14 protein-coding genes are annotated in these 20,012 nt (G+C 45.4%); 5 read left to right on the plus strand and 9 right to left on the minus strand.

What is annotated here, in order from left to right; translation table 11 throughout:
- Nucleotides 1–18 precede the first annotated feature (18 nt).
- On the minus strand, nucleotides 19–2,565 hold the full coding sequence (locus tag NHH16_RS01665) for a glycyl radical protein (protein ID WP_262067859.1): 2,547 nt from the start codon (nucleotides 2,563–2,565) through the stop codon (nucleotides 19–21).
- A gap of 222 nt (nucleotides 2,566–2,787) precedes the next feature.
- Here NHH16_RS01665 and NHH16_RS01670 point away from each other — a divergent pair, with 222 nt between their 5' ends.
- Nucleotides 2,788–3,501: a phosphatase gene (locus NHH16_RS01670; RefSeq protein ID WP_262067860.1), complete on the plus strand. Its 714-nt coding sequence runs from the start codon at nucleotides 2,788–2,790 to the stop codon at nucleotides 3,499–3,501.
- A gap of 114 nt (nucleotides 3,502–3,615) precedes the next feature.
- Here the strand turns inward: NHH16_RS01670 and NHH16_RS01675 are convergent, their stop codons facing one another.
- From NHH16_RS01675 to NHH16_RS01700, 6 genes are all read right to left on the minus strand, one after another.
- Entirely contained in the window at nucleotides 3,616–4,209 is a 594-nt protein-coding gene (locus NHH16_RS01675; protein ID WP_262067861.1) for a type IV toxin-antitoxin system AbiEi family antitoxin domain-containing protein, read from the minus strand.
- Between the two features lie 157 nt (nucleotides 4,210–4,366).
- On the minus strand, nucleotides 4,367–5,173 hold the full coding sequence (locus tag NHH16_RS01680) for an SDR family NAD(P)-dependent oxidoreductase (RefSeq protein WP_262067862.1): 807 nt from the start codon (nucleotides 5,171–5,173) through the stop codon (nucleotides 4,367–4,369).
- Nucleotides 5,166–7,718, minus strand: a complete 2,553-nt coding sequence (locus NHH16_RS01685) for a glycoside hydrolase family 78 protein (RefSeq protein WP_262067863.1) — start codon at nucleotides 7,716–7,718, stop codon at nucleotides 5,166–5,168. Before NHH16_RS01685 ends, NHH16_RS01680 begins: the two co-directional genes overlap by 8 nt.
- Nucleotides 7,715–9,553: a family 43 glycosylhydrolase gene (locus tag NHH16_RS01690; RefSeq protein WP_262067864.1), complete on the minus strand. Its 1,839-nt coding sequence runs from the start codon at nucleotides 9,551–9,553 to the stop codon at nucleotides 7,715–7,717. Before NHH16_RS01690 ends, NHH16_RS01685 begins: the two co-directional genes overlap by 4 nt.
- A gap of 3 nt (nucleotides 9,554–9,556) precedes the next feature.
- Nucleotides 9,557–10,867 (minus strand): glycoside hydrolase family 1 protein, encoded by a 1,311-nt coding sequence (locus NHH16_RS01695; protein WP_262067865.1) that lies wholly within the window; start codon nucleotides 10,865–10,867, stop codon nucleotides 9,557–9,559.
- Between the two features lie 12 nt (nucleotides 10,868–10,879).
- Nucleotides 10,880–11,728 (minus strand): sugar phosphate isomerase/epimerase family protein, encoded by an 849-nt coding sequence (locus NHH16_RS01700; protein WP_262067866.1) that lies wholly within the window; start codon nucleotides 11,726–11,728, stop codon nucleotides 10,880–10,882.
- A 204-nt stretch (nucleotides 11,729–11,932) separates the two neighbouring features.
- Between NHH16_RS01700 and NHH16_RS01705 the strand changes: the two genes are divergently transcribed.
- The gene (locus tag NHH16_RS01705) at nucleotides 11,933–12,160 is read left to right on the plus strand and encodes a hypothetical protein (RefSeq protein WP_262067867.1); all 228 of its coding nucleotides are present in this window, start codon (nucleotides 11,933–11,935) and stop codon (nucleotides 12,158–12,160) included.
- Here the strand turns inward: NHH16_RS01705 and NHH16_RS01710 are convergent.
- Entirely contained in the window at nucleotides 12,108–13,490 is a 1,383-nt protein-coding gene (locus tag NHH16_RS01710) for an MATE family efflux transporter (protein ID WP_262067868.1), read from the minus strand. The genes NHH16_RS01705 and NHH16_RS01710 overlap by 53 nt on opposite strands.
- 150 nt (nucleotides 13,491–13,640) lie before the next feature.
- On the opposite strand from NHH16_RS01710, the gene NHH16_RS01715 reads away from it, so the two are divergent.
- The 3 genes from NHH16_RS01715 to NHH16_RS01725 all read left to right on the plus strand — a co-directional run bounded on the left by NHH16_RS01715 (nucleotide 13,641) and on the right by NHH16_RS01725 (nucleotide 18,693).
- Nucleotides 13,641–14,852: a helix-turn-helix domain-containing protein gene (locus tag NHH16_RS01715; protein ID WP_262067869.1), complete on the plus strand. Its 1,212-nt coding sequence runs from the start codon at nucleotides 13,641–13,643 to the stop codon at nucleotides 14,850–14,852.
- A 170-nt stretch (nucleotides 14,853–15,022) separates the two neighbouring features.
- Nucleotides 15,023–16,489, plus strand: coding sequence for an MFS transporter (locus NHH16_RS01720; RefSeq protein WP_262067870.1), 1,467 nt, complete (start codon nucleotides 15,023–15,025; stop codon nucleotides 16,487–16,489).
- A gap of 8 nt (nucleotides 16,490–16,497) precedes the next feature.
- The gene (locus tag NHH16_RS01725) at nucleotides 16,498–18,693 is read left to right on the plus strand and encodes a glycoside hydrolase family 2 protein (RefSeq protein ID WP_262067950.1); all 2,196 of its coding nucleotides are present in this window, start codon (nucleotides 16,498–16,500) and stop codon (nucleotides 18,691–18,693) included.
- Between the two features lie 61 nt (nucleotides 18,694–18,754).
- Here the strand turns inward: NHH16_RS01725 and NHH16_RS01730 are convergent, their stop codons facing one another.
- The gene (locus NHH16_RS01730; RefSeq protein WP_262067871.1) at nucleotides 18,755–20,011 is read right to left on the minus strand and encodes an L-rhamnose isomerase; all 1,257 of its coding nucleotides are present in this window, start codon (nucleotides 20,009–20,011) and stop codon (nucleotides 18,755–18,757) included.
- Between the last annotated feature and the right edge of the window lies 1 nt (nucleotide 20,012).

Genomic DNA, 20,012 nt, shown 5'->3' on the forward strand with positions numbered 1-20,012 from the left:
CGTCTTCCTTTCTCAATCCTAATCTACAGCCTCGTAGCTACTCTGCTCGGTCCGCTTGATAATGTCGTCTTGCAGTGACTTTGATAAGGTAGTAAATAAGGCACTATATCCTGCCACCCGCACCACTAAGTGTTTGTACTTGGAAGGATCTTTCTGAGCCGCAATCAAGGTCTCTCTATCCACTACGTTAAACTGCATATGACTTCCCTTTTGGTCAAAATAGGAACGAATAAGTCCTACAAAGTTATCCAGCCCTGCCTCACCGCTTAGGGCGCTAGGGTGGAACTTCTGGTTAAAAAGGGTTCCGTTAGAAGCGATAAAATGGTCTAACTTCGCAACTGAGTTGGCTGCTGCTGTCGGTCCATTAGTATCCGCTCCTGCCGCCGGCGACACCCCATCAGCAACTGGAGTGTGAGCTAGACGTCCATCAGGAGTGGCTCCCGTCTGGGCACCTAAAGGCACATTGGCTGATACCGGATAAAGCCCTGCCTGGAAAATCCCGCCCCGAGGATTGTGATAATTAAGCAGCGGTCTTGTGTAGGTATAAGCTACGTCTCTAGCGAAATAGTCCACCTCATCAATATCATTACCAAACTTCGGTACTTCTTCTATTAAAGCGAGGATCCGCTCACCTTCAGCTTTTACGCTAGGAGATTCTGAGGCCGCTACCACTTCCTTAATAATAGAAGCGATCTCCCGGTCGGTAACCGCTACTCCTTCACCTGCCATCTGGGTAGCTACCTGAGCCACCGTATCGGCTACATCTTCTGGCGCCAAGCCTTTTCCGTAATTCATCTTCAAGACCCGGCGTAGCTCTGATAAAGTAAGCTTCTTCTCTTCAAAGACTAGCTTTTTAATCACGTAAAGAGAGTCCGCCATATTGGCAATACCAAAGCCTTGAGGTCCGGTAAAGTTATAAATCGCTCCACCTTCTTGGACAGATTTCCCTCGTCCGATACAGTCATCAATCATGGATGATAAAAATGGGAGTGGCACTCTCTCGGCATGAGCTACATCAATCGCATTATCTGCATTAACTAGCAGCTCAATCATATAATTCATCTGGGCTTTATAAGCGTCGTAAAACTCTTCAAACGTCTTAAATTCTTCTACATTTCCCGTTTTCGGTCCTAACTGCACGCCTTTATCCACACCATTGCTAAACACCAACTCTAAAGGACGGCACATGTTAAAGAACGCCGCATCGTGCCAACCGTCGGTCTTTCCGGCCTTTTGTGGTTCTACGCAGCCGATAATGTTGTAGTCTCTGGCTTCTTCTAAAGTAAGGCCGCGGCTCTCTAGGGAAGGGATTATCACTTCGTCGTTATAGTAAGCCGGCAAGCCGATTCCCGTTCTTGTAAGCTCAGCTGCCTTAACGAGAAAATCATGAGGGGAACCGTTCCACACCCGCACCGAAAGGGAAGGCTGTGGCAAATATACGTGCTTCGAGGCCTGAATCGCCATAATAGATAGGTCATTGGTCACATCAAGACCTTCTTCATTTTGGCCGCCTACAATCATATTTTGGAAGAGGCTGTAACCGGCAAAACCCTCTGCCGAAGCCGCATCCCGGCATTTATTCAAATCGTTTAGTTTAACAAAAATGCAATCGATTAGCTCCTGTGCAAATTCTCTCGTAATCGCTCCGCTTTCTAGATCCTGCTTATAATAGGGATACATATACTGGTCAAAGCGTCCTGGAGAAATAGAGTGTCCACTAGACTCTAGCTGCAAAAGCTGTTGTACAAACCAGAAAGACTGACAAGCTTCCCAGAAGCTCCTAGCACCGTTCTCCGGTACATTAGCACAGTTAGCTGCTATTGCTAGAAGCTCTTTCTTCCTTTCCGGGTCGTTACATTCTCTCGCCAGATCGATAGCCAAACGGCCGTAGCGCTTACCATACTCTATCGTTGCCTCACAGCTGATAATCACTGCCTCTAAAAACCGCGATTTGGTCTGGTAATTGCCGTCACCTACATGAATGCGCGCTAACTCAGCTTCCGCTTTTTCCTTTATCCCCTTAAAGCCAATGGCAAGGACTTCATCGTACTTAACCGTTACGTGTCCGATACCATTATAAAAATAGTTTCCCGGAGTAAAAATATTGTGTTCAATCGCGAGAAGTGTCTCTTTCTCCATGTAGGCGGTGGCTAACTCACTGGTGGTCTTACCCTTCCAGTACCCATTGGCCTCATGTAAAAGTTTCTTTGTCTTATCACTTATGTAAAAAGGATCGGCACTTCTTGTCTCCACCGTGTCAAACTCGGCTTCTAACCACTCGTATGAAAATTCCGGATATGTCTGACACCCTCTGGGGGCAAGCGTCGTACTACCGACAATTAATTCCAAATCTCTAATGGTAATCGGAATATTCTCCAATATATGCTGATACGCTTTCGCTCTACGAATAATCATCGGCTCGTTTTCTGTCTGCTGATAGGATTCGGTAATCAAAACCGCTCTCGCCGCCTCAATCTCCGGCATCTTAGCATACAGGTTGTCAACCAGCTTGGTAATTCGCGGACTCTTAGGAATATCCGCCGTACTATACGTATATAAACCCATCTTGTTGCTCCTTTCTCGGTTTATCGCTTCAAAAAACATAGACCTAGTTGCGTTTCATTATAATCCAAAGGCCATACGAAGTCAACGCAAATCAACACTTTTATCGTTGTTTTTTATTGGTATTCCACCGATTTTCTACCTTTTTCTTTTTGTTTCTCCTGTTTTTCATTGACTTTTCCTTTTATTTTAGGCATACTTATAATAAGGAAAGGCGGTAAACATATGGTTATCAAATCAGACATTCACACCCACACCATCGCTAGCGGTCACGCAACCACAGCGACAATTACCGATATGGCAAAGGCAGCAAAAACCAAAAATCTAGAGATTCTCGGTATCTCCGATCACGGTCCAGCAACTGCCTTTGGTGGCAAACCTTCTTACTTTAGGAGCCTAGCCCAAGCCGCTAAAAATCGCCTAGGTATCCGCATGCTCTACGGCGCGGAAGTTAATATTCTGGATAATAAAGGAAGCTTAGATTTGCCAGATGATATTTTAAAGGGCTTAGATTTCACGATTGCCAGCCTTCACAGGCCGGTGAAAAAGCCTGGTAGCCTTGACGAGAACACCACCGCTTATATAGAAGCAATGAAGAATCCCTACGTAAATGTAATCGGTCATCCCGATGACACTCACTATCCGGTGGATTATAACGCTCTTGTACAAGGAGCGATAAAACATCACGTAGCTCTAGAAATCAACGATAGTTCCCTTCGTCCTGATGGCTACCGAGGGGATACGAAGTTTAATGATATGATGATTTTAAACTTATGCAAGCACTACCGTCATCCCGTTCTCCTTGCCAGTGATAGCCATGGTACCGAACACGTAGGCGAGGTAGAAGAAGCCTTAAAACTAGTAGCTCTAGCCGAATTCCCAGAAGAGCTTATAATCAATACGAATAATCATTTACTACTGGGACTGATTGCTCGGTAGTTAATAAAACACCAATAAAAAAACTCAGGCCACCAAAAGGGTCTGAGTTTCTCTAATCACAATTTCATGAGCGAGTTTTTGAGCACTTATCACATTTCATGAGCGAGTTTTTCTTTATAGCCATACCCCTAGTACCTCCCTAACTTTTTTTTCAACACGTAGGGCTTTTGCATATTGCATAAGCCGTGCTGCACTTTTTTCCGGATCGCCCACATATCTTTGTATCGCTGTATTAAACACCTCACTATCCACTTTATTTCGATGAAATAGAAGATCGCATATAGTCCGCTCTCGATCATAAACCTGCACTCTCTTGCCATCAATTTCACCGTTAGCAATACCAACTGGAAACTTCTTAGTTTGCACATAGTGAGGTTTAATAATAGGATATTCTATATGAAATCTCGTTCTTGCGCTCTTGCTATCTACAGCTAGATGCCAGGCTGCCGGCGTTCTATCTGTATATCCGTAGTAGTCTAGCGCACTTTCCATACAAATCACGCCGTCAGGGAACAGCGTAGTAATTGTCGGTATATCCGAGAATGCCTCTTCTCCTACATATTGGTAATATCCTCGGCGAACTTGTTCGATTTCTCCTGTTTTTAGTAGCTTTTGAATTTTATTGTAATAGATGCCAGACTCCTTAAGTTCAGCTGTTCGCATTACACCGCCATGCTGCTCGAACATTGCTTTAATCTTATTATCCATCGTACCCTCCTTTACTTAATTATCCATTTTTATGAATATATTTGTATAGTTTAGTAATATCATTATATATACTTTTCACACATATGTAAAGAGCGCCTTTTTCATCTCTGAAAAAGGCGCTCTTTTTTAAGATATTCTTTTTCCTATACTTTACTCATTACTGCAATATCTCTGGGTGTTTCCAGGAAATCACATTCATATGACCGGCGCTTACGGCGCCGTCAACCGGTATTGCTGCACCGGTGATATATCTAGCCATGTCGCTGGCGAGAAAAAGAGCAAGGTCTGCACACTCCTCAGGCTTTCCGAGACGCCCCGCTGGGCAGTCTTTGAGGAAGAACTGCATAGCCTGTTCAGGAATTCCGTCAAACATGGATGTCTGGGTATAACCTGGGCAAATAGCGTTAACCGTGATGTCGTGCTCAGCGTAATCTAGCGCTGCTGCTCTGGTCATCCCTACTACGCCAAACTTCGTAGCTGTATAAAGAGCTTGTCCTCGCTGAGGCAGAAGTCCGGCAATCGATGCCACATTGATTAAAAAGCCGCCTTTACTTTTCGACTTTAGAATCGCTTCCGCGCCGTATTTCATACCGGCAAAGACACCTTTACTATTTAAATCAAATATCTCTTCATACTCGTTCTCTTCGTACTCATGAATAGGTGTACCGCCTTTGCCAATCCCGGCGTTACTAACCACCCCGTCCAACTTACCGTAGTGGGCTACCGCCGTCTCTACTAACTTTTTAATCTGCTCCTTTGAGCTGCAATCAGTCGGCACAAAGATGGCGTCTCCGCCCTTTTCCCTGATTTCCTTTACCACCGCTTCACCTGCTTCTTGGCTTCTAGCTGCACACACCACCTTCATGCCATTAACGGCGTAACATTTAGCGATCGCCTCGCCGATTCCTCTACTTGCTCCCGTTACAATTGCTACTTTTCCTTTAACGCTTTCAAAATTATTCATGGTCCATCTCCACTGTATTTGCCCCCACTACAAGTTCTCTCTCATCGCCATTTGGCAATACCAAGGTTCCCACCGTATTGGCAGGAATGTGAATCTCAATTATGATACGCTCCCCAGCGTAGCGATAACCGCTAACAATTTCCCCGACTGGTGACTGGTAACTCGCCTTTGCTTCTGGCAACAAACGATTAGGGGTCGGCTTAATGGTAATCTGCTGCCCTTCTACACTGATACCGCAGACGCCACCAAATAACCAACCGCACACCGCACCATAGGAATAATGATTAAGGGAATTCTTGACTTCTCCCTTTTCGTTGATGCCGTCCCAGTTCTCCCAAATCGTGGTAGCTCCTCTTTGAACGGCGTAGAGCCAGCTAGGCATCGTATCTTGCAATAGTAACCGAAACGCGGTCTCTGTATAGCCATACTTGCTGAGCACCGGGCAAAGGGACGGGGTCGATAAAAATCCCGTATTTAGATGATAGTTATTATTTATCACCAACTGATTAAGAGCTACTGCCGCTTGTTCTTTCTCTTCTTCACCCTCTAATAAATCAAAGGCCAGAGCCCGTACGTACTCCGCTTGACGATCGGATTCAATCTTGCCGTCTACGGTAGCAATTTCCCGGTAGCCCTTTGTTGCCTTTTTGGCTATCTCCTGGTAGTAAATGCTATCCTCTTCTTCTCCAAGCACCTGGGCAATCTCTGCCAATAGCTTTCCCGAATAAGCGAAGTAGGCGCTTGCCACTTTCCCTTGAGGCGTGCGCATAGCCATCGTACTTTCCACATCCGGTTCGCACCACTCACCGTAATCGATCCCAGTTTCGATGGTATAATTCCGATATGGACTCTTTCGTAATCGCTTCAAAGGATTTAACGGTTTCTGCTTTGCTCTGCCTTCTAGGAAAGCGTACCACTTCTTCATCATTTCGTAGTTTTCTCTAAGAATCTCGGGATCGCCATCTCGTTTATAGAGAGCATACGGCACGATAATCGCCGCATCTCCCCAGCCAACAGAACCAGCGAGAATCTTCGAAAAGTAGCTAGGTACATTGTTACGCGGAACAATATTCGCCAGCTTACCATCCTCATATTGATTCAAGCGACACTCTCCTAGCCACCGACGAATCACCGGGTAGCAGTCCATAAAATAAAGGCCGGTGTCAACAAAAACGCCCATATCTCCAGTCCAAGCCGCTCGCTCTCTAGTAGGGCAATCCGTAGGAACATCGCAAAAATTGGACTTAAGGCTCCACAGACTGTTTTGCACCAGCTGATTAACCCTTTCATCTGAGCAGGTAAAACTGCCCGTTTGCTCCATATCAGAATATACGGCGATAGCGGTAAATTCTGCCGTCGATAAGTCTAGCGCGGTCTCCACTAGCGCGTAGCGAAAGCCCCAGATGGTAAATCTGGATTTATAGTGATTCTCCCCATCCTTACAGGTGTAGACTACTTCTTGACGGATACCGCCCTCTTTGTGGCGCTTTCTATCTTGAAAGTTCTCCGTTGTAAAGTTGCCATTCTCATCTAACGATTCTCCGTGAGTTAGAACTAGCTTTTCGCCGTCCTTGCCCTCTAAGCGAAATTCTACGTAACCGGCCAGGTTCTGACCGTAATCAATCACCGTCTCTCCCTTCGGAGTGGTGATGATTTTCCCGGGGAAGCGTTCCTTTTCTTTAATTCTCAGACTGTTAGAACAAACTAGGTTACTGACCCCAAAGTCTTCTTTTTTGACTGGGTGAAAATCCGCGATTTCTGCAAGCCTAGCATCAAAGACTTCCCCTTGTTGCATATCGTTCTCTCTAAGGGGACCGCCACTTGAAGCGCACCAGCTTTCATCAGAGAGACAGACGGTCTTACCCTCTACCTCCAGTTGAAAATATAAGGCAATATCTTCGCCGTAGAGGTTGCGGTCACCGTCCACTCCCGAACAACTCCGGTACCAACCATCCCCTAGGATAACCTCCACCTGGTTCTCACCTGGCTTTATATGAGCCGATACATCATAGGTCTGGTAGGCGAGATTTTGGTCATAGGTAGACGTTCCCGGCGCTAGGACAAAATCACCCACTCGGACGTGATTAAGCCATACTTCATATAAGCCGTGAGCCGTTACGTAAAGTCGAGCCTGACCACATTTTTCGGACGTAAAGCTAGTCCTTAGATAACTAGCAGGCTTATGAAGCTTAGAATCGGTTTCTAACTCTGGATTGATCCACGTAGCTACAAAATCCTCTCTCTTTAAAAGGCCCATTTCAAAACTTGCAAGCTCGCTCCATTCACCGACTTGATCTTTCTCATCCCACAGTCGCACCTGCCAAGTGATTCGCTCCCGGCTTTTAAGAACCGGAGCGTACTTTGCGTGCATCTTAGAGCTTTCTATTCTCCCTGTGTTCCATACCTCTACACCGCCTTTTTCTGCGCGGATTTCATAGGCCCTTTGCCTGGTTCCGCCTTCGCAGTTCCAGGTAAGAGCTGGTTCTAATACATCAATTCCCAGAGGGTTGGTTAAATGTTCTGTCTTTAATCGAACTGCTTTCATAGTCTTATCACTTTTCCTTTACTAATTCCATTTTCGTTATAACTATCAACCCGCACAAAGTACTCCTCGCCTTTTACTAAGGCGCCGATACGTTTCGTAATAACCGCGTCTTTTGCTTCCCTCACATCTGCCGGGTCTCGATAAATCTGGTAGCTGTGATAGAGCTTATCACTTTCGTGACCCCAGAGAATATTATAGCCAGTAGCGCTCTCCTTGCCTTCAATTGTGACCAGTAGGTCTAAGTCATCGGTGCTTCGCTTGGCTGAAAAACTTGAACTTTCTGGCAGCTCCCCGTCCCCCATTCCAAATATTCTAAGCCCCGATATGCAAGGAACCGCGTCATAAGGAATCTCAAGAATTGTCAAGCGGATGAAGCGTGCATTAATTCCTGACTCGCGAACGATAAAATCATGAGGCAAATCAGTATTAGCCTTGGACTTATCTTCAATGACACAATACTCTTTGCCGTCAAGGGAACCCTCTAGCTTCCACCGAGTGCACAAGTTGCGTTCTTCAATGTAACGGGGCTGGGTCTGACTGCCTTTAATCTCCCCAGGTGAATCCATCTCTAGCTTGTCATCAGCAAAATTAACCTGAATGGCCCGAATATCCATTTCTCTTTCTAAGTCCACTTCTAACCACTGACCGCTGCTATTATCACTGGCCTTCCACCAGTTTTTAGAATCTTCGTTTACCGCTTGGTCTGGTCCTTTTTCCGGTGCTGATGAAGAAGCACTAGCTGGTTTCGCGTAGCTTAGAAGGTACCACTGTGGTTCCCGCCAAGGATCTTGCTCACCTTCCGTTACAGCAATCGGCCAGTCCCCGTAATTTTGATTGCAGTAAAGCTCGCCGTCCTCGTCAAAGCCCGCTGGCCAAAGACCAACCCGGCGCTCAAACTGGTGATTGACGCTTATACTCATGGTTGATGTATGCCAAAGATTTCCGACTCTATCTTCCAAGGTGGAACCGTGACCAGCTCCTGGCATAAAGCCTCCTGGATGATAAGAGTATGGGTTGTTTTTCGCTAGGGTAAAAGGTCCAAGGGGCGAGTCGGCGGTATAAACCCCATCGGCATAGACGTTATACTCAGCCCCCGGGCACGCATACTCTAAATAGTACTTACCCCCGTGCTTCGTCATCCAAGGTCCCTCAATAAAAGGTCTTCTGGTAAACATCCCTCTGATTTGTGGCGCGTACTCTTTGGGAACTTGGTCTTCCGTCATACCACTTTGCTTTAAAAAGCCTTGATACATCTGCTCTACTTCCGCTTCGCTTCTAGGGAACTCGCTGTTATCAACACCCATTCGCTCATAGCCTCTTAAGAAAGGATCGCCACTGATTAGTTCTATTCGCTCTGTTTTCGGTAGCATGGTCTCCGGCTCTAGCTCCACACCCCAGACAGGTGTAATATTGGAACAACCCCAGTAGAAATAAAAGCGACCGTCATCGTCTACAAACAGATGGGGATCCCAGAAGTCAAAGGTTCCTTTTATCTCTTCATAGGGACCAGCGACCACGTCCTTAGTACGGTAATAGTTGCAGATTTCGCCTTTTTTGGAGGCGCAGAAATAGACGTAATCGCCTACCACCCGCACATCCGGCGCATAGTCATAAAGAGGGAGGGACTCTGGTAGGCGCTTCGCTTCCCAGCTCACCAAATCCTCCGATACCCATACACTTAGGTTCATAGACGCAAAGATATAATATTTACCTTTAAAGAAAATCAGCGAAGGGTCCGCTGCCTCCCGGTCGATTTGCAGGGCTCCATTTGCGCGAGGATCCATATTAAACTGGTAGCGATACGGCACATTTAAAGGATTACAATAGTATTTCATGTTTTATAGCCCTCCCAAATACGCTAAGCTCGGCTTCGCACTACGGGCCATCGTCGTTCTATCCACTTCAATGAGACCAAACGTCATCGAGTACCCTTTTTGCCATTCAAAATTATCCATTAGCGACCAATACAGATAACCCGTGACCGGGATACCTTCGGCAATACAATCGCAGACCCCCTTCGTTGCCTCATCGATAAAACGCACCCGTTTTTCATCATCGCTAACGGCAATGCCATTTTCCGTCACCATAATCGGTAGCTGAAGCAAAGCGTATGCTTTACGAATACAAGCGGCTAAAGCTTGGGGATAGATTTCATAATCCATCTGGGTAAGCTCTGCCCCTTCGGGAGTAGCACAGATACCATTTTCGTCGTATACAGACCGGGTATAATTCTGCAATCCGAAGAAGTCGTCGTCCTTAATATAGGGCACATAGTGAAGGAATTCTTCCTCCCACTCTTTCGCGGCTACCTCTTCCCCACCAGGCTTCGCCTGAATATCGTGAAGAGAAAGACTTAAGCCCACCTGAAGCTCCGGATTCACTTCTTTGATAGCCTTTTTCGCTGCCTGATGAGCCTTCATTGCCAGAATATCCCCCTCAGGAGTCCTGGCACTGACAAAGACTTGCGGAGTCTCGGTGCCAAACACTTCTAGATTCTCTGCTTTTTGCTTTTCCATATTCGCCATCATCTTCTGCATATTAAGACCTACTTGCACGCTGCCTTCCGTACTCTTGGCAGCTTCTTCGCTAGCATTTCCCTGCTGAGCCTGCTTCATCTTTGCCATCATCTGCACCTGAAACCTGGCCGAAATCGCGGCAATCTGTAAGCCCATATTCGCTTCGTTAATCGTGCAGACGTAATGCATCAAAGACCCTAGCTGCTGGGTCACATAACGACAATACCTAGCAAAGTACGTAATAGTCTGTGGCTCTTCCCAGCCCCCTTTTTCTATCAGCCACTTAGGCGAAGTAAAATGAAGAAGGGTCACCACCGGCTCTACCTTATGGGCGTGGCAACACTCTAGCACCTTCCGGTAATGCTCCACTTCTCGTTCGTCAAACTCACCTTCTCTTGGCTCTATCCTCGCCCACTCGATGGAGAAGCGATAACTGTTAAGCCCAGCCGCTGCCAGCATAGAAATATCCCCTTCGTACCGATGATAGTGGTCTACGGCCGCTAGCGAGGGTTCGGTAAAGCTCGTATATTGCATCTGCTCCATTGCCCAATAATCGCTATTTACATTATTTCCTTCTACTTGGTGAGCCGCCGTTGCCGCTCCTACTAAAAATCCTTCTGGAAATCTACTCATGATTTGCCTCCTTTATAAATGCTTATTTAGAAATTTACTACTTACTTGTAACGATTTAACTGGCGATTTATCTATCCAGTTCTTATGACTCTCTAAAATGATCGCCTTAACCCCTACCTTTAGCGCCTGCCTGGTTAAGGCTTCTAGGTTCATATTACCAAAGCCTAGTTCCATACTATCCGATTTGAGAATAGGCGTCATCGACGGCCCCACTACTCTAGTCCCCCGATCATTGATGTGGTATAACTTTAAGCGCTCTCCTAACTTCTCCATCAAAGCAAGCGCTGACACTCCTGCTTCCGTCGGCCAATAGGAGTCAAACTCAAAGTTAACGAATTCGGGATTCGTCTCTTCTACTAGCACATCAAAGGCCGTCCGCCTAGGCGCAACCTTCCTAAATTCACAGTTGTGATTATGATATAGAAGCGAGATGCCTTCTTCTTTCAAGCGTTCACCTTGCGTATTCAAATTCGCCGCTAAGTCTTTTACCGCTTCCTCGTTGCCGTAATCAAAGCGATACATTCCCGTAATTACCACCTGATCACAGCCCAAGGCTTCCGCTTCCTTGGCCACGCTTTTCGGGTCCTTAGTTACCGTCCTCAAATCCTCGTGAAGACTTACACACCCAAGTCCTGTCTCCTTTAATAGATTCGGCCAATCTAGATGTCCCCCTTTTCCCACTGGTATGCCTGCGGCTTTCGTTAGCAGGCGCACCATTAGTGAAGAAGGACGAATCATAAAGCCATTAAGTTCTAGCCCATCATAACCCGCTGCTTTTATCTGCCGCAAAGTATCTAAAGCTTCCTTTTCACTTCTCGTAACCGTCCCTAGCATAATCTGCTGTACCGCTTTCCTTGTCATTTGTTATTTCCTTTCTTTTATCTTCACCTCTATTTTATCTATCCTGGCAATTATATGCGTTCGTTTTTTCGCTTTTTCGTTAATTAATTCCTTTTGATCAATTGTCTGATTAAAAAATAAACATTATTGCGAATATACGAACATCGATCTTTTCAAAAAATGATATCCTATAAACATAGATAATTTGAAAACGAGAGGTAATATATGCCAATTAAAGAAAACTGTAACTTAGAAGAGTTACTAAGCAAAATCAAAGAATGTAAAGGCAAGGTCACTTTCGAAACGCCTGAGGGGGATCTCTTGGCGATGAAAAGCGCCTTGTGCCAATACATATTTCTATCTTTAAAAAACCAACCGGAACTGCTTTTCGGCGGGATTATTAAGTGCGAGCTTCCTGCCGATTATAAGCTTCTATCCGCTTTTTTGCAGTAGCTAATTGCCCTAGCAAAAGGATGAGGGCTGCACCCACCGAAAGCCCATCTGCTACCGGATAAGCTAGACCAATACCGGGGACGCCGAGAAGGCGTTCTAATAAGAAAAGGGCTGGCATTAAGATGATTCCTTGTCGCAGCAAAGAAACTATTGTTGCTAGCATCGCTTTCCCAGTGGCTTGTAAGAAATTGGTGCTAAGGTAGTAAAAGCCCAGTAAAGGACTCACTAGAACTAAAAGGACAACTAACTCTTCTCCTAGTCTTCTCGCGCTACTTTCTTTTAAAAATAGACCGATTAACTCTCCTCTACCTAAAATACAGATAAGGGTAGAAAGGGTGCCGACAATGACCGTGAGCAGACTGAGTTTCTTGATAATCTCTTGCAATCTAGCGATCTTGCCTGCCCCATAATTATAGGCCAGCATCGGAGCCACTCCCATACAGATTCCCATCTGTAGCATACTGATAATCATGGAGACTTTACCGGCGGCAGCCATGGCCGCAACGGCGTTCACACTGTAGCTGGCCAACAAATTGTTAGCAAAAGAAGAGGCAAAACCGGAGAGAATACTACTTATACCATTCGGCAGCCCAATGGCCATAACTCTCCATAACAATTTGATATTTTTCATAGCAAGCAATGGATTTAGTCCTAGGATTTGGCCCTTCCTAATAATGTAGGTAACATAGACAATGGTACTTACTGTATTGCCGATAACTGTGGCAATTGCGGCCCCACTTACACCCAAGTCTAGAGTGAAGATAAAGACCGGATCAAGAATGATGTTAAGCATCGTCCCTAGCAGATTTCCAAGGAGTCCTTCTTTAATCGCCCCGTCGCTTCTAAGAAGTGCTGGTAGGGTGGTGGATAGAATCATCATCGGTGCCCCTAGGGCCAGCATACGCAGATATTCGCTTGCATAACTCTTCGTCGCCTCACTTGCCCCTAGGAGCTTTAGTAAAGGCTCGCCGCCTAGTAGCATTACTATTGTGCAGATAAGTCCCAGCGCAATACCGGTATAAAAGCATAGACTTCCAAGAGCTCTGGCATCTTCTAACTTACCGGAACCGGCGGTACTGGCAATTACCGAACTACCACCAATGCCTAACATCGTCGCTACCGCCACCGCCAGGGAAAAGACCGGGCCAACAATTGAGACAGCTGCCACTTGAGCCGTACTTCCTAATTGACCGATAAAAAACATATCCGCCAAATTGTAAAACACCATAATCAGAATCGTAATGCAGGATGGTATCGCTAAGGAAAAGATTGCTTTCCATACTGATTTTTCCGCAAATAGGGCTTCACTTTTTAAGTCTGTTTTTTTCATTTTCTCACCTCACCGATAGTGTAAGAAATTTGCTGAGAAAAGGCGTTCATTATTTCGCGAAGATGTGCTACAATTTGCCCAAGATTAGAAATGTAACGAATTATATAACTTCACCACGAGATAAGAAACATCAGAAAGAGAGGTAAGACCATGACGAATCGCGAAAATCTCCAGCTTTACCTAGAGCTAATTAATTGCAATTACGATTTATTTCTCTGGGAATACGATGGTGACCTTAATTTTCTCCAGACCAATTGGACGGAAAGCGTTTTTGCCGGAAACTTTGTCTCTTATACTGGTCTCGCCGGTCTGGTGAAAGAACATATCGCTTCTGGGAAACGTACACCTACCATTTTAGAGGCCCCTGCCAATTTAATGTGGATGGCTAGTTTTGACTACGATGAGGACACGCTAAAGGCCTGCTACTTTATCGGCCCTATTTATAGCGGCCGGAATTCTCACCTCATGCTTAGAAAAAACATGGACTCCTATGATCTAAGCATTAAGCTGCGTTCTAGTATTACTAAGATATTTGAGCAAATCCCCACTATCCCCAGCAACATCCTTAGCCAATACGCGATTATGTTCCACTACGCCTTAACTGGGGAAAGGATTACTGATGCAGACCTCACCTTTCAAAGTACAATTCCTGCGCCTGCCCAAGCATCGGCAAAAAAAGCCTCTACTGAGCACGCGGGTATTTGGTACACCGAGCAACAACTCTTAAAAGCCTTTGCAGATGGCAGCCCTAACTATAAAGAAGCGCTTAGAAACTCTTCCTCATTAAGTTCTGGAGTAAAAGCAGAAACCGGCGATGCCTTAAGACAGCATAAAAACAGTGGACTGGTACTGCTTACCCTTTGTTCTAGAGCTTGTATAAACGGCGGCCTAGCACCAGAAATCGCCTATGACCTAAACGACTATTACGCAACCCGTTTGGAAGAGTGCGCCTCCCTTACCGCTGTTAGAAAACTACTCGAGGAGATGCTTGAAGATTACGTCTTACGGGTCCAGCAGGCAAAGGAAAGTTCTGACGTATCTACCCAGATTCAAAACGCCTGCACCTTTATAAAAGGAAATATTACCACCCCGCTCTCGATTAAAGCGTTGGCCCAGAGGTATGGATATTCTGAATATTACTTTTCTCGCAAATTCCATAAGGAAGTAGGGATAAGCGTAAACGAATATATATTGAAGGAACGAATCTCCCAAGCAAAGCTCCTGCTAGCTGGTACTAGTGACTCTATCCAAAGCATCAGCGACACTCTCCTCTTTGGAAACCGTAGCTATTTCTATACCTGCTTTCGCAAAGAAGTCGGGATTTCCCCTAGCGAATACCGGCAAAGCAATCAAAAGATTTAAGCAATTCTTATTTCTCGTTTCTTTTTTCGCTATAATGTTATGTATTTATTCTTTTTCGAATTACATCTTAAGTTTTCTAACATGATAACGAATTTGCAAACCCTCATTTTCTAGTATATGGCTATAGTGAGGTCACAGATACATTAAAGGAAAATGGAGGATTTATAAAAATGGAAAAAGCAAAGAAGCTTACACAAAGCGAAATCGACGGCGTTCAATATCGCCGTGCCAAACTTTGGCAAATCATCTTGGTTGCCTGCAACGCCTTTATCGGTATGGCTGTCTACTCTCTGATTGGTCTAGCTAGCTATACTGCCAGTATCGGGTTTGGTATCAGTACCGCTGCCGTCGGTGTAATTCTAACTTGGACAAGAATCTTAGATGGTGTTACCGATCCGCTAATCGCCTTTGTCTACGACAAGGTTAACACTCGCTTCGGGAAAATCCGAATTCTTATTGTTATCGGATTTCTAATCGAAGCGTTAGGACTGATGTTTATGTTTAATTGGGGGGCTGGTAAAGGTCTGGGGATGATCGCCTTCGTCTTAAGCTATATCGTCTACGTAATCGGCTATACCATCGCCAATATCACTGCCCTTACCATCAACCCATTAATCAGTAATGATCCCAAGCAACGTCCCACTGTTGGTGTTTGGTCTACGGCACTTAACTACCTGCTGCCGATGACTCTGAGTATTATCTTAAACGTGGTCTTACTACCTCGCTTTGGTGGCACTTACAATGGAGAGTTCTTAGCTGCTGCCTGTAAACTATGCCTCGCAGTGGCGGCAATCGGTGTCGTCCTGGTCTGCATCGGCGTATCAGAATACGATAAACCGGAAAACTTCAAAGGACTGTCGAAGGAAAAAAGTAACTTAAAAATGAAAGACATGTTCGAAATTGTTAAAAAGAACCGGCCTCTTCAGTGTTACATCATTTCCAATGTTTCAGACAAAATCGCCCAGCAAACCACCTCCCAAGCAGTTATCGTAACCATGCTTAATGGAATTCTGATTGGTAACATGGGGCTAGCTACGATGCTTGCGGTTATCGGCATGTTACCATCCTTAGTATTTGCCTTCTTTGGCGCTAAGTACGCCGGGAAATTTGGTAGCCAGAAAACCATTGTCACTTGGTCCAAAATCGCCCTCGTGATTTCTGTAGTCATGTGGATTTTCTTTATTGCCATCGATCCGAAAAAAATTGCTACCGGTGGTGTGATTATGATTGCTTACGTAGTCTTAACACTATTAAAGAACGGGGCTAACATGTGTGTAACTACCGCCGGCACGTCCTTTATGTCAGACATTATCGACTTTGAGCAAGATCGTAGCGGTCGTTACGTACCAGCTGCTATTACAGGGGTTTATAACTTTATAGATAAGATTGTCACTTCCTTTTCAGCCTTGATTGCCACTGGTTCTGTAGCCCTAATCGGTTACACCACCACGATGCCACAACCTGGGGATGCGGCCACACCGCAAATCTTCTGGCTTACTACTGGACTTGTATTCGGTCTCCCAATTTTAGGCTGGATCTGCACGCTTATCGCCATGAAATTCTGTCACCTATCAAAAGAAGACATGGTAGAGGTCCAAAAGCGAATTGCTGCTAGAAAAGCTGAGGTGGAGGCGTAATGAAAAGTATGAGAAAAATAGAACCATTAAAAGATAACTGGCTTTTTGTAAAGTCGGCTGGGGATGCTAGCGATGCCCTGACTAAGGATGGTGAACTAATCTCGCTTCCTCACACCTGGAATGCCCTTGACGGCCAAGATGGGGGAAACGATTACCACCGGGGTACCTGCTACTATATTAAGAAAATGGCAAAGCCAGAACTTGAAGGTGGCGCCTATGCCTATCTGGAATTTACCGGCGCCGCTATGATAGCTGATATCTATGTAAACGGAGTAAAACTCGCTCATCATGAAGGTGGTTACTCCACCTTTCGGGTAAACATTACGGAAGTTCTTCAAGATGATAACACCATTGTCGTCGCCCTTAATAACGAGGATAATACCATTTGTTATCCCCAGAAAGCGGATTTCACTTTCTACGGCGGGTTATACCGAATGGTTAATCTAATCACCGTTCCCGCCCTTCACTTTGACCTAGACTACTGTGGCGCGCCAGGCCTTAAAGTCACTCCAGAAGTAAACCTCTTGGAGAAGTCTGCTACCGTCACTGCTGAGGCTTGGACTTCAAGGGACACCTTAGTTACCTTTGCCATTAACGGTGAAGAAAAGACCATTGCTACTACTGATAAGCACGCCGAGGCCACGTTTGTGATTGAAGACGTCCACCTCTGGGATGGCCTTGTTGACCCTTATCTCTATACGGCAAAAGCGAGTTTAGAAAGCGGCGATGAGGTAGCCACTCGCTTTGGCTGCCGGGAGTTTAAGATTGATTCTGAACAGGGATTTTTCCTAAATGGACGCACCTACCCTCTGCGAGGTGTTTCACGTCATCAAGACTTTAAAGACGTCGGCAATGCCTTATTACCAGAGCATCACCAAAAGGATATGGAGATCATTAAAGAGCTAGGAGCAACTACACTCCGCCTCGCCCATTACCAACACGCTCAAGAATTCTATGACTTATGCGATGAGAACGGTTTGATTTTGTGGGCAGAAATTCCTTATATCACTATGCAAATGAAGTCCGCAAGAGAGAACACCCTAAGCCAGATGGAAGAATTGGTGGTGCAAAACTATAACCACCCTTCCATCATTACCTGGGGACTCTCCAATGAAATCACGGCCGCTAGTGCGGTAAACGATGATTTACTAGAGAATCACCGACTTCTAAATGACCTATGTCACAAACTAGATAAGACCAGACCAACCACTATGGCCAATGTCTTTATGTTAGAGACAGATAGTCCGATTCTCGATATTCCTGATATTAACAGCTATAATCTCTACTTCGGATGGTACTTAGGGGAATTAGAGCAAACCGATGAATTCTTTGACGAATTCCACCAGCAGTACCCTGATAAGGTTATGGGCTTTTCTGAGTACGGCGCTGATGCCAATCCGCAGTATCAGACAAGCACGCCGGAAAAAGGGGATTATACCGAGACATACCAAGCCCTCTATCACGAGCATATGCTGAAAATGATTGAAGCTAGACCATATCTGTGGGCCACTCACGTTTGGAACCTCTTTGACTTTGCGGCAGATGGCCGGGATGAAGGTGGCAAGCACGGGGAGAACCAAAAGGGTCTTGTAACCCTTGATCGCCAGCTAAAAAAAGATGCCTTTTACCTTTATAAGGCCGCTTGGAATAAGACCGAGAATTTCGTACATCTCTGTGGTCGTCGTTACGTCGACCGGGCTGAAGACGAAACCGAGATTAAGGTCTACTCTAACCAGAAAGAGGTCACCTTATTTGTAGATGGTAAAGCTTTAGAAACCCAAACCGGGAAGACGGTATTTACCTTTAAGGTAAGGATTACTGGGGAGCATACCATTACCGCCAAGGCAGAAACTTGTGAAGACCAGATTCAGATTCGCAAGGTCGACACCGCGAATCCTGATTACATCTTCGTTAAACGCGCCCCCGTTACCAACTGGTTTGACGGTGAACTTGACCCCACTTGCTTCTCTATTAACGATCGTTTGGCCGATATAAACGCTAACGAAAAAGCTGGGGCCATTATCTCAGAAATGATGGCTAGAGGCGCTTCCGAACGAGGAGACGTAGCCGAAGCCGTCAAGGATAACCCAGCCCTTCAGCGAATGATGGGACGCCAAACCCTTGTTAGTCTCTTTAAACAAGGCGGCGTAGACGATGAAAGTATCCGTCAGGTAAACCGGATCTTGCAGGGAATTAAAAAATAGATGAGAAATAAAAAACTCAGGCCACCAAAGGGTCTGAGTTTTTTATTTCTTAATAATCTATTCATGCTCTTTTTGATAATACTTCTTCTTCGTATTTCTGTACTTCTCTCCACCAATCTTCTCTCTCAGGAACACCGTTCACTTCGCAGAAGTAGTTCCAAACATCGCCGAATGGATAGGATTTAAGTTCTTCTTGCATCACCATCAACTCAGAGAATTGCTGGGTATCTTGAAGTTCTTTTAAGTCTTTATTAGGTGTTAGCATCGCCATCATTAAGGCTTTTTGCATGTTGCGAATACCCACAACGTAAGCGCTTACCCGGTTAATGCTAGCGTCAAAGAAATCAAGACCGATTAGCACCCGGTCAAGAGCGTCGTTACGCACGATTTCTTTCGCGATTTCTTTCGTCTCATCGTCTAAAAGCACAACATGGTCTGAATCCCAGCGCACCGGACGGGTTACGTGAAGAGCTAATTTATCACAGAATAGCAGGACGGAAGAAATCTTATCCGATACCATTTCCGTTGGGTGGTAGTGGCCGTTATCCATCAGAGGTACAAGATCGTTTTTCATCACGTAGTTCATTGTAAATTCTGCCGATCCTGCTGTATAGGACTCCATACCGATACCGAATACTTTTGACTCTACACACACTAGTACTTTGCTCTTATCGTAATCGATGCTAAGGATTTGATCTAGAGAATCTTTATACCGAGCTCTTGGGCCCATTCTATCAGCTGGTACGTCTTTTAAACCATCAGGAATCCAGATATTCATCAGACAAGGGGTACCTGTTTGCTCAGCAAAATACTGAGAAATGCGGATACAAGCCTGACCGTGACGAATCCAGAACTGACGAATCTCTTCGTTTGGATGAGTCAAGGTATACTCGCTAGCTAAAGGATGAGAGAAAAACGTAGGGTTAAAGTCAAGGCCCATGTTTCTTTCCTTCGCGTACTCGACCCATTTCTGGAAGTGCTTAGGCTCAAGAGAATCTCTATCTACCCACTCGCCTTCGCCGAAGATTGCATAGCTAGCGTGCAAACTTAAGCGGTGTTTTCCTGCTGTTAAGCTAAAAGCTTTGTCAAGGTCAGCGATTAACTCATCAGGAGTGGTTGCTTTTCCTGGGTAGTTTCCGGTGGTTTGGATACCACCGGTAAGCTCTTTGTCTTTCTGGTCAAAACCGCCTACATCATCGGCTTGCCAGCAGTGAACTGATAAATCCACTTTCTTCATGTCTTCTAATACTTTGTCGGTATCCACGCCAATAGCGGCGTACATTTCTTTTGCTGATAGATATCTTTCTTTCGTCGTCATA

The sequence above is a fragment of the Ohessyouella blattaphilus genome, from assembly GCF_024721265.1.
Lineage (GTDB): Bacteria > Bacillota > Clostridia > Lachnospirales > Lachnospiraceae > Aequitasia > Aequitasia blattaphilus_A.

Coding starts and splice junctions, on each gene's coding strand:
- NHH16_RS01665 (WP_262067859.1), bottom strand. CDS start 2,565: ATGGGTTTATATACGTATAGTACGGCGGATATTCCTAAGAGTCCGCGA.
- NHH16_RS01670 (WP_262067860.1), top strand. CDS start 2,788: ATGGTTATCAAATCAGACATTCACACCCACACCATCGCTAGCGGTCAC.
- NHH16_RS01675 (WP_262067861.1), bottom strand. CDS start 4,209: ATGGATAATAAGATTAAAGCAATGTTCGAGCAGCATGGCGGTGTAATG.
- NHH16_RS01680 (WP_262067862.1), bottom strand. CDS start 5,173: ATGAATAATTTTGAAAGCGTTAAAGGAAAAGTAGCAATTGTAACGGGA.
- NHH16_RS01685 (WP_262067863.1), bottom strand. CDS start 7,718: ATGAAAGCAGTTCGATTAAAGACAGAACATTTAACCAACCCTCTGGGA.
- NHH16_RS01690 (WP_262067864.1), bottom strand. CDS start 9,553: ATGAAATACTATTGTAATCCTTTAAATGTGCCGTATCGCTACCAGTTT.
- NHH16_RS01695 (WP_262067865.1), bottom strand. CDS start 10,867: ATGAGTAGATTTCCAGAAGGATTTTTAGTAGGAGCGGCAACGGCGGCT.
- NHH16_RS01700 (WP_262067866.1), bottom strand. CDS start 11,728: ATGACAAGGAAAGCGGTACAGCAGATTATGCTAGGGACGGTTACGAGA.
- NHH16_RS01705 (WP_262067867.1), top strand. CDS start 11,933: ATGCCAATTAAAGAAAACTGTAACTTAGAAGAGTTACTAAGCAAAATC.
- NHH16_RS01710 (WP_262067868.1), bottom strand. CDS start 13,490: ATGAAAAAAACAGACTTAAAAAGTGAAGCCCTATTTGCGGAAAAATCA.
- NHH16_RS01715 (WP_262067869.1), top strand. CDS start 13,641: ATGACGAATCGCGAAAATCTCCAGCTTTACCTAGAGCTAATTAATTGC.
- NHH16_RS01720 (WP_262067870.1), top strand. CDS start 15,023: ATGGAAAAAGCAAAGAAGCTTACACAAAGCGAAATCGACGGCGTTCAA.
- NHH16_RS01725 (WP_262067950.1), top strand. CDS start 16,498: ATGAGAAAAATAGAACCATTAAAAGATAACTGGCTTTTTGTAAAGTCG.
- NHH16_RS01730 (WP_262067871.1), bottom strand. CDS start 20,011: ATGACGACGAAAGAAAGATATCTATCAGCAAAAGAAATGTACGCCGCT.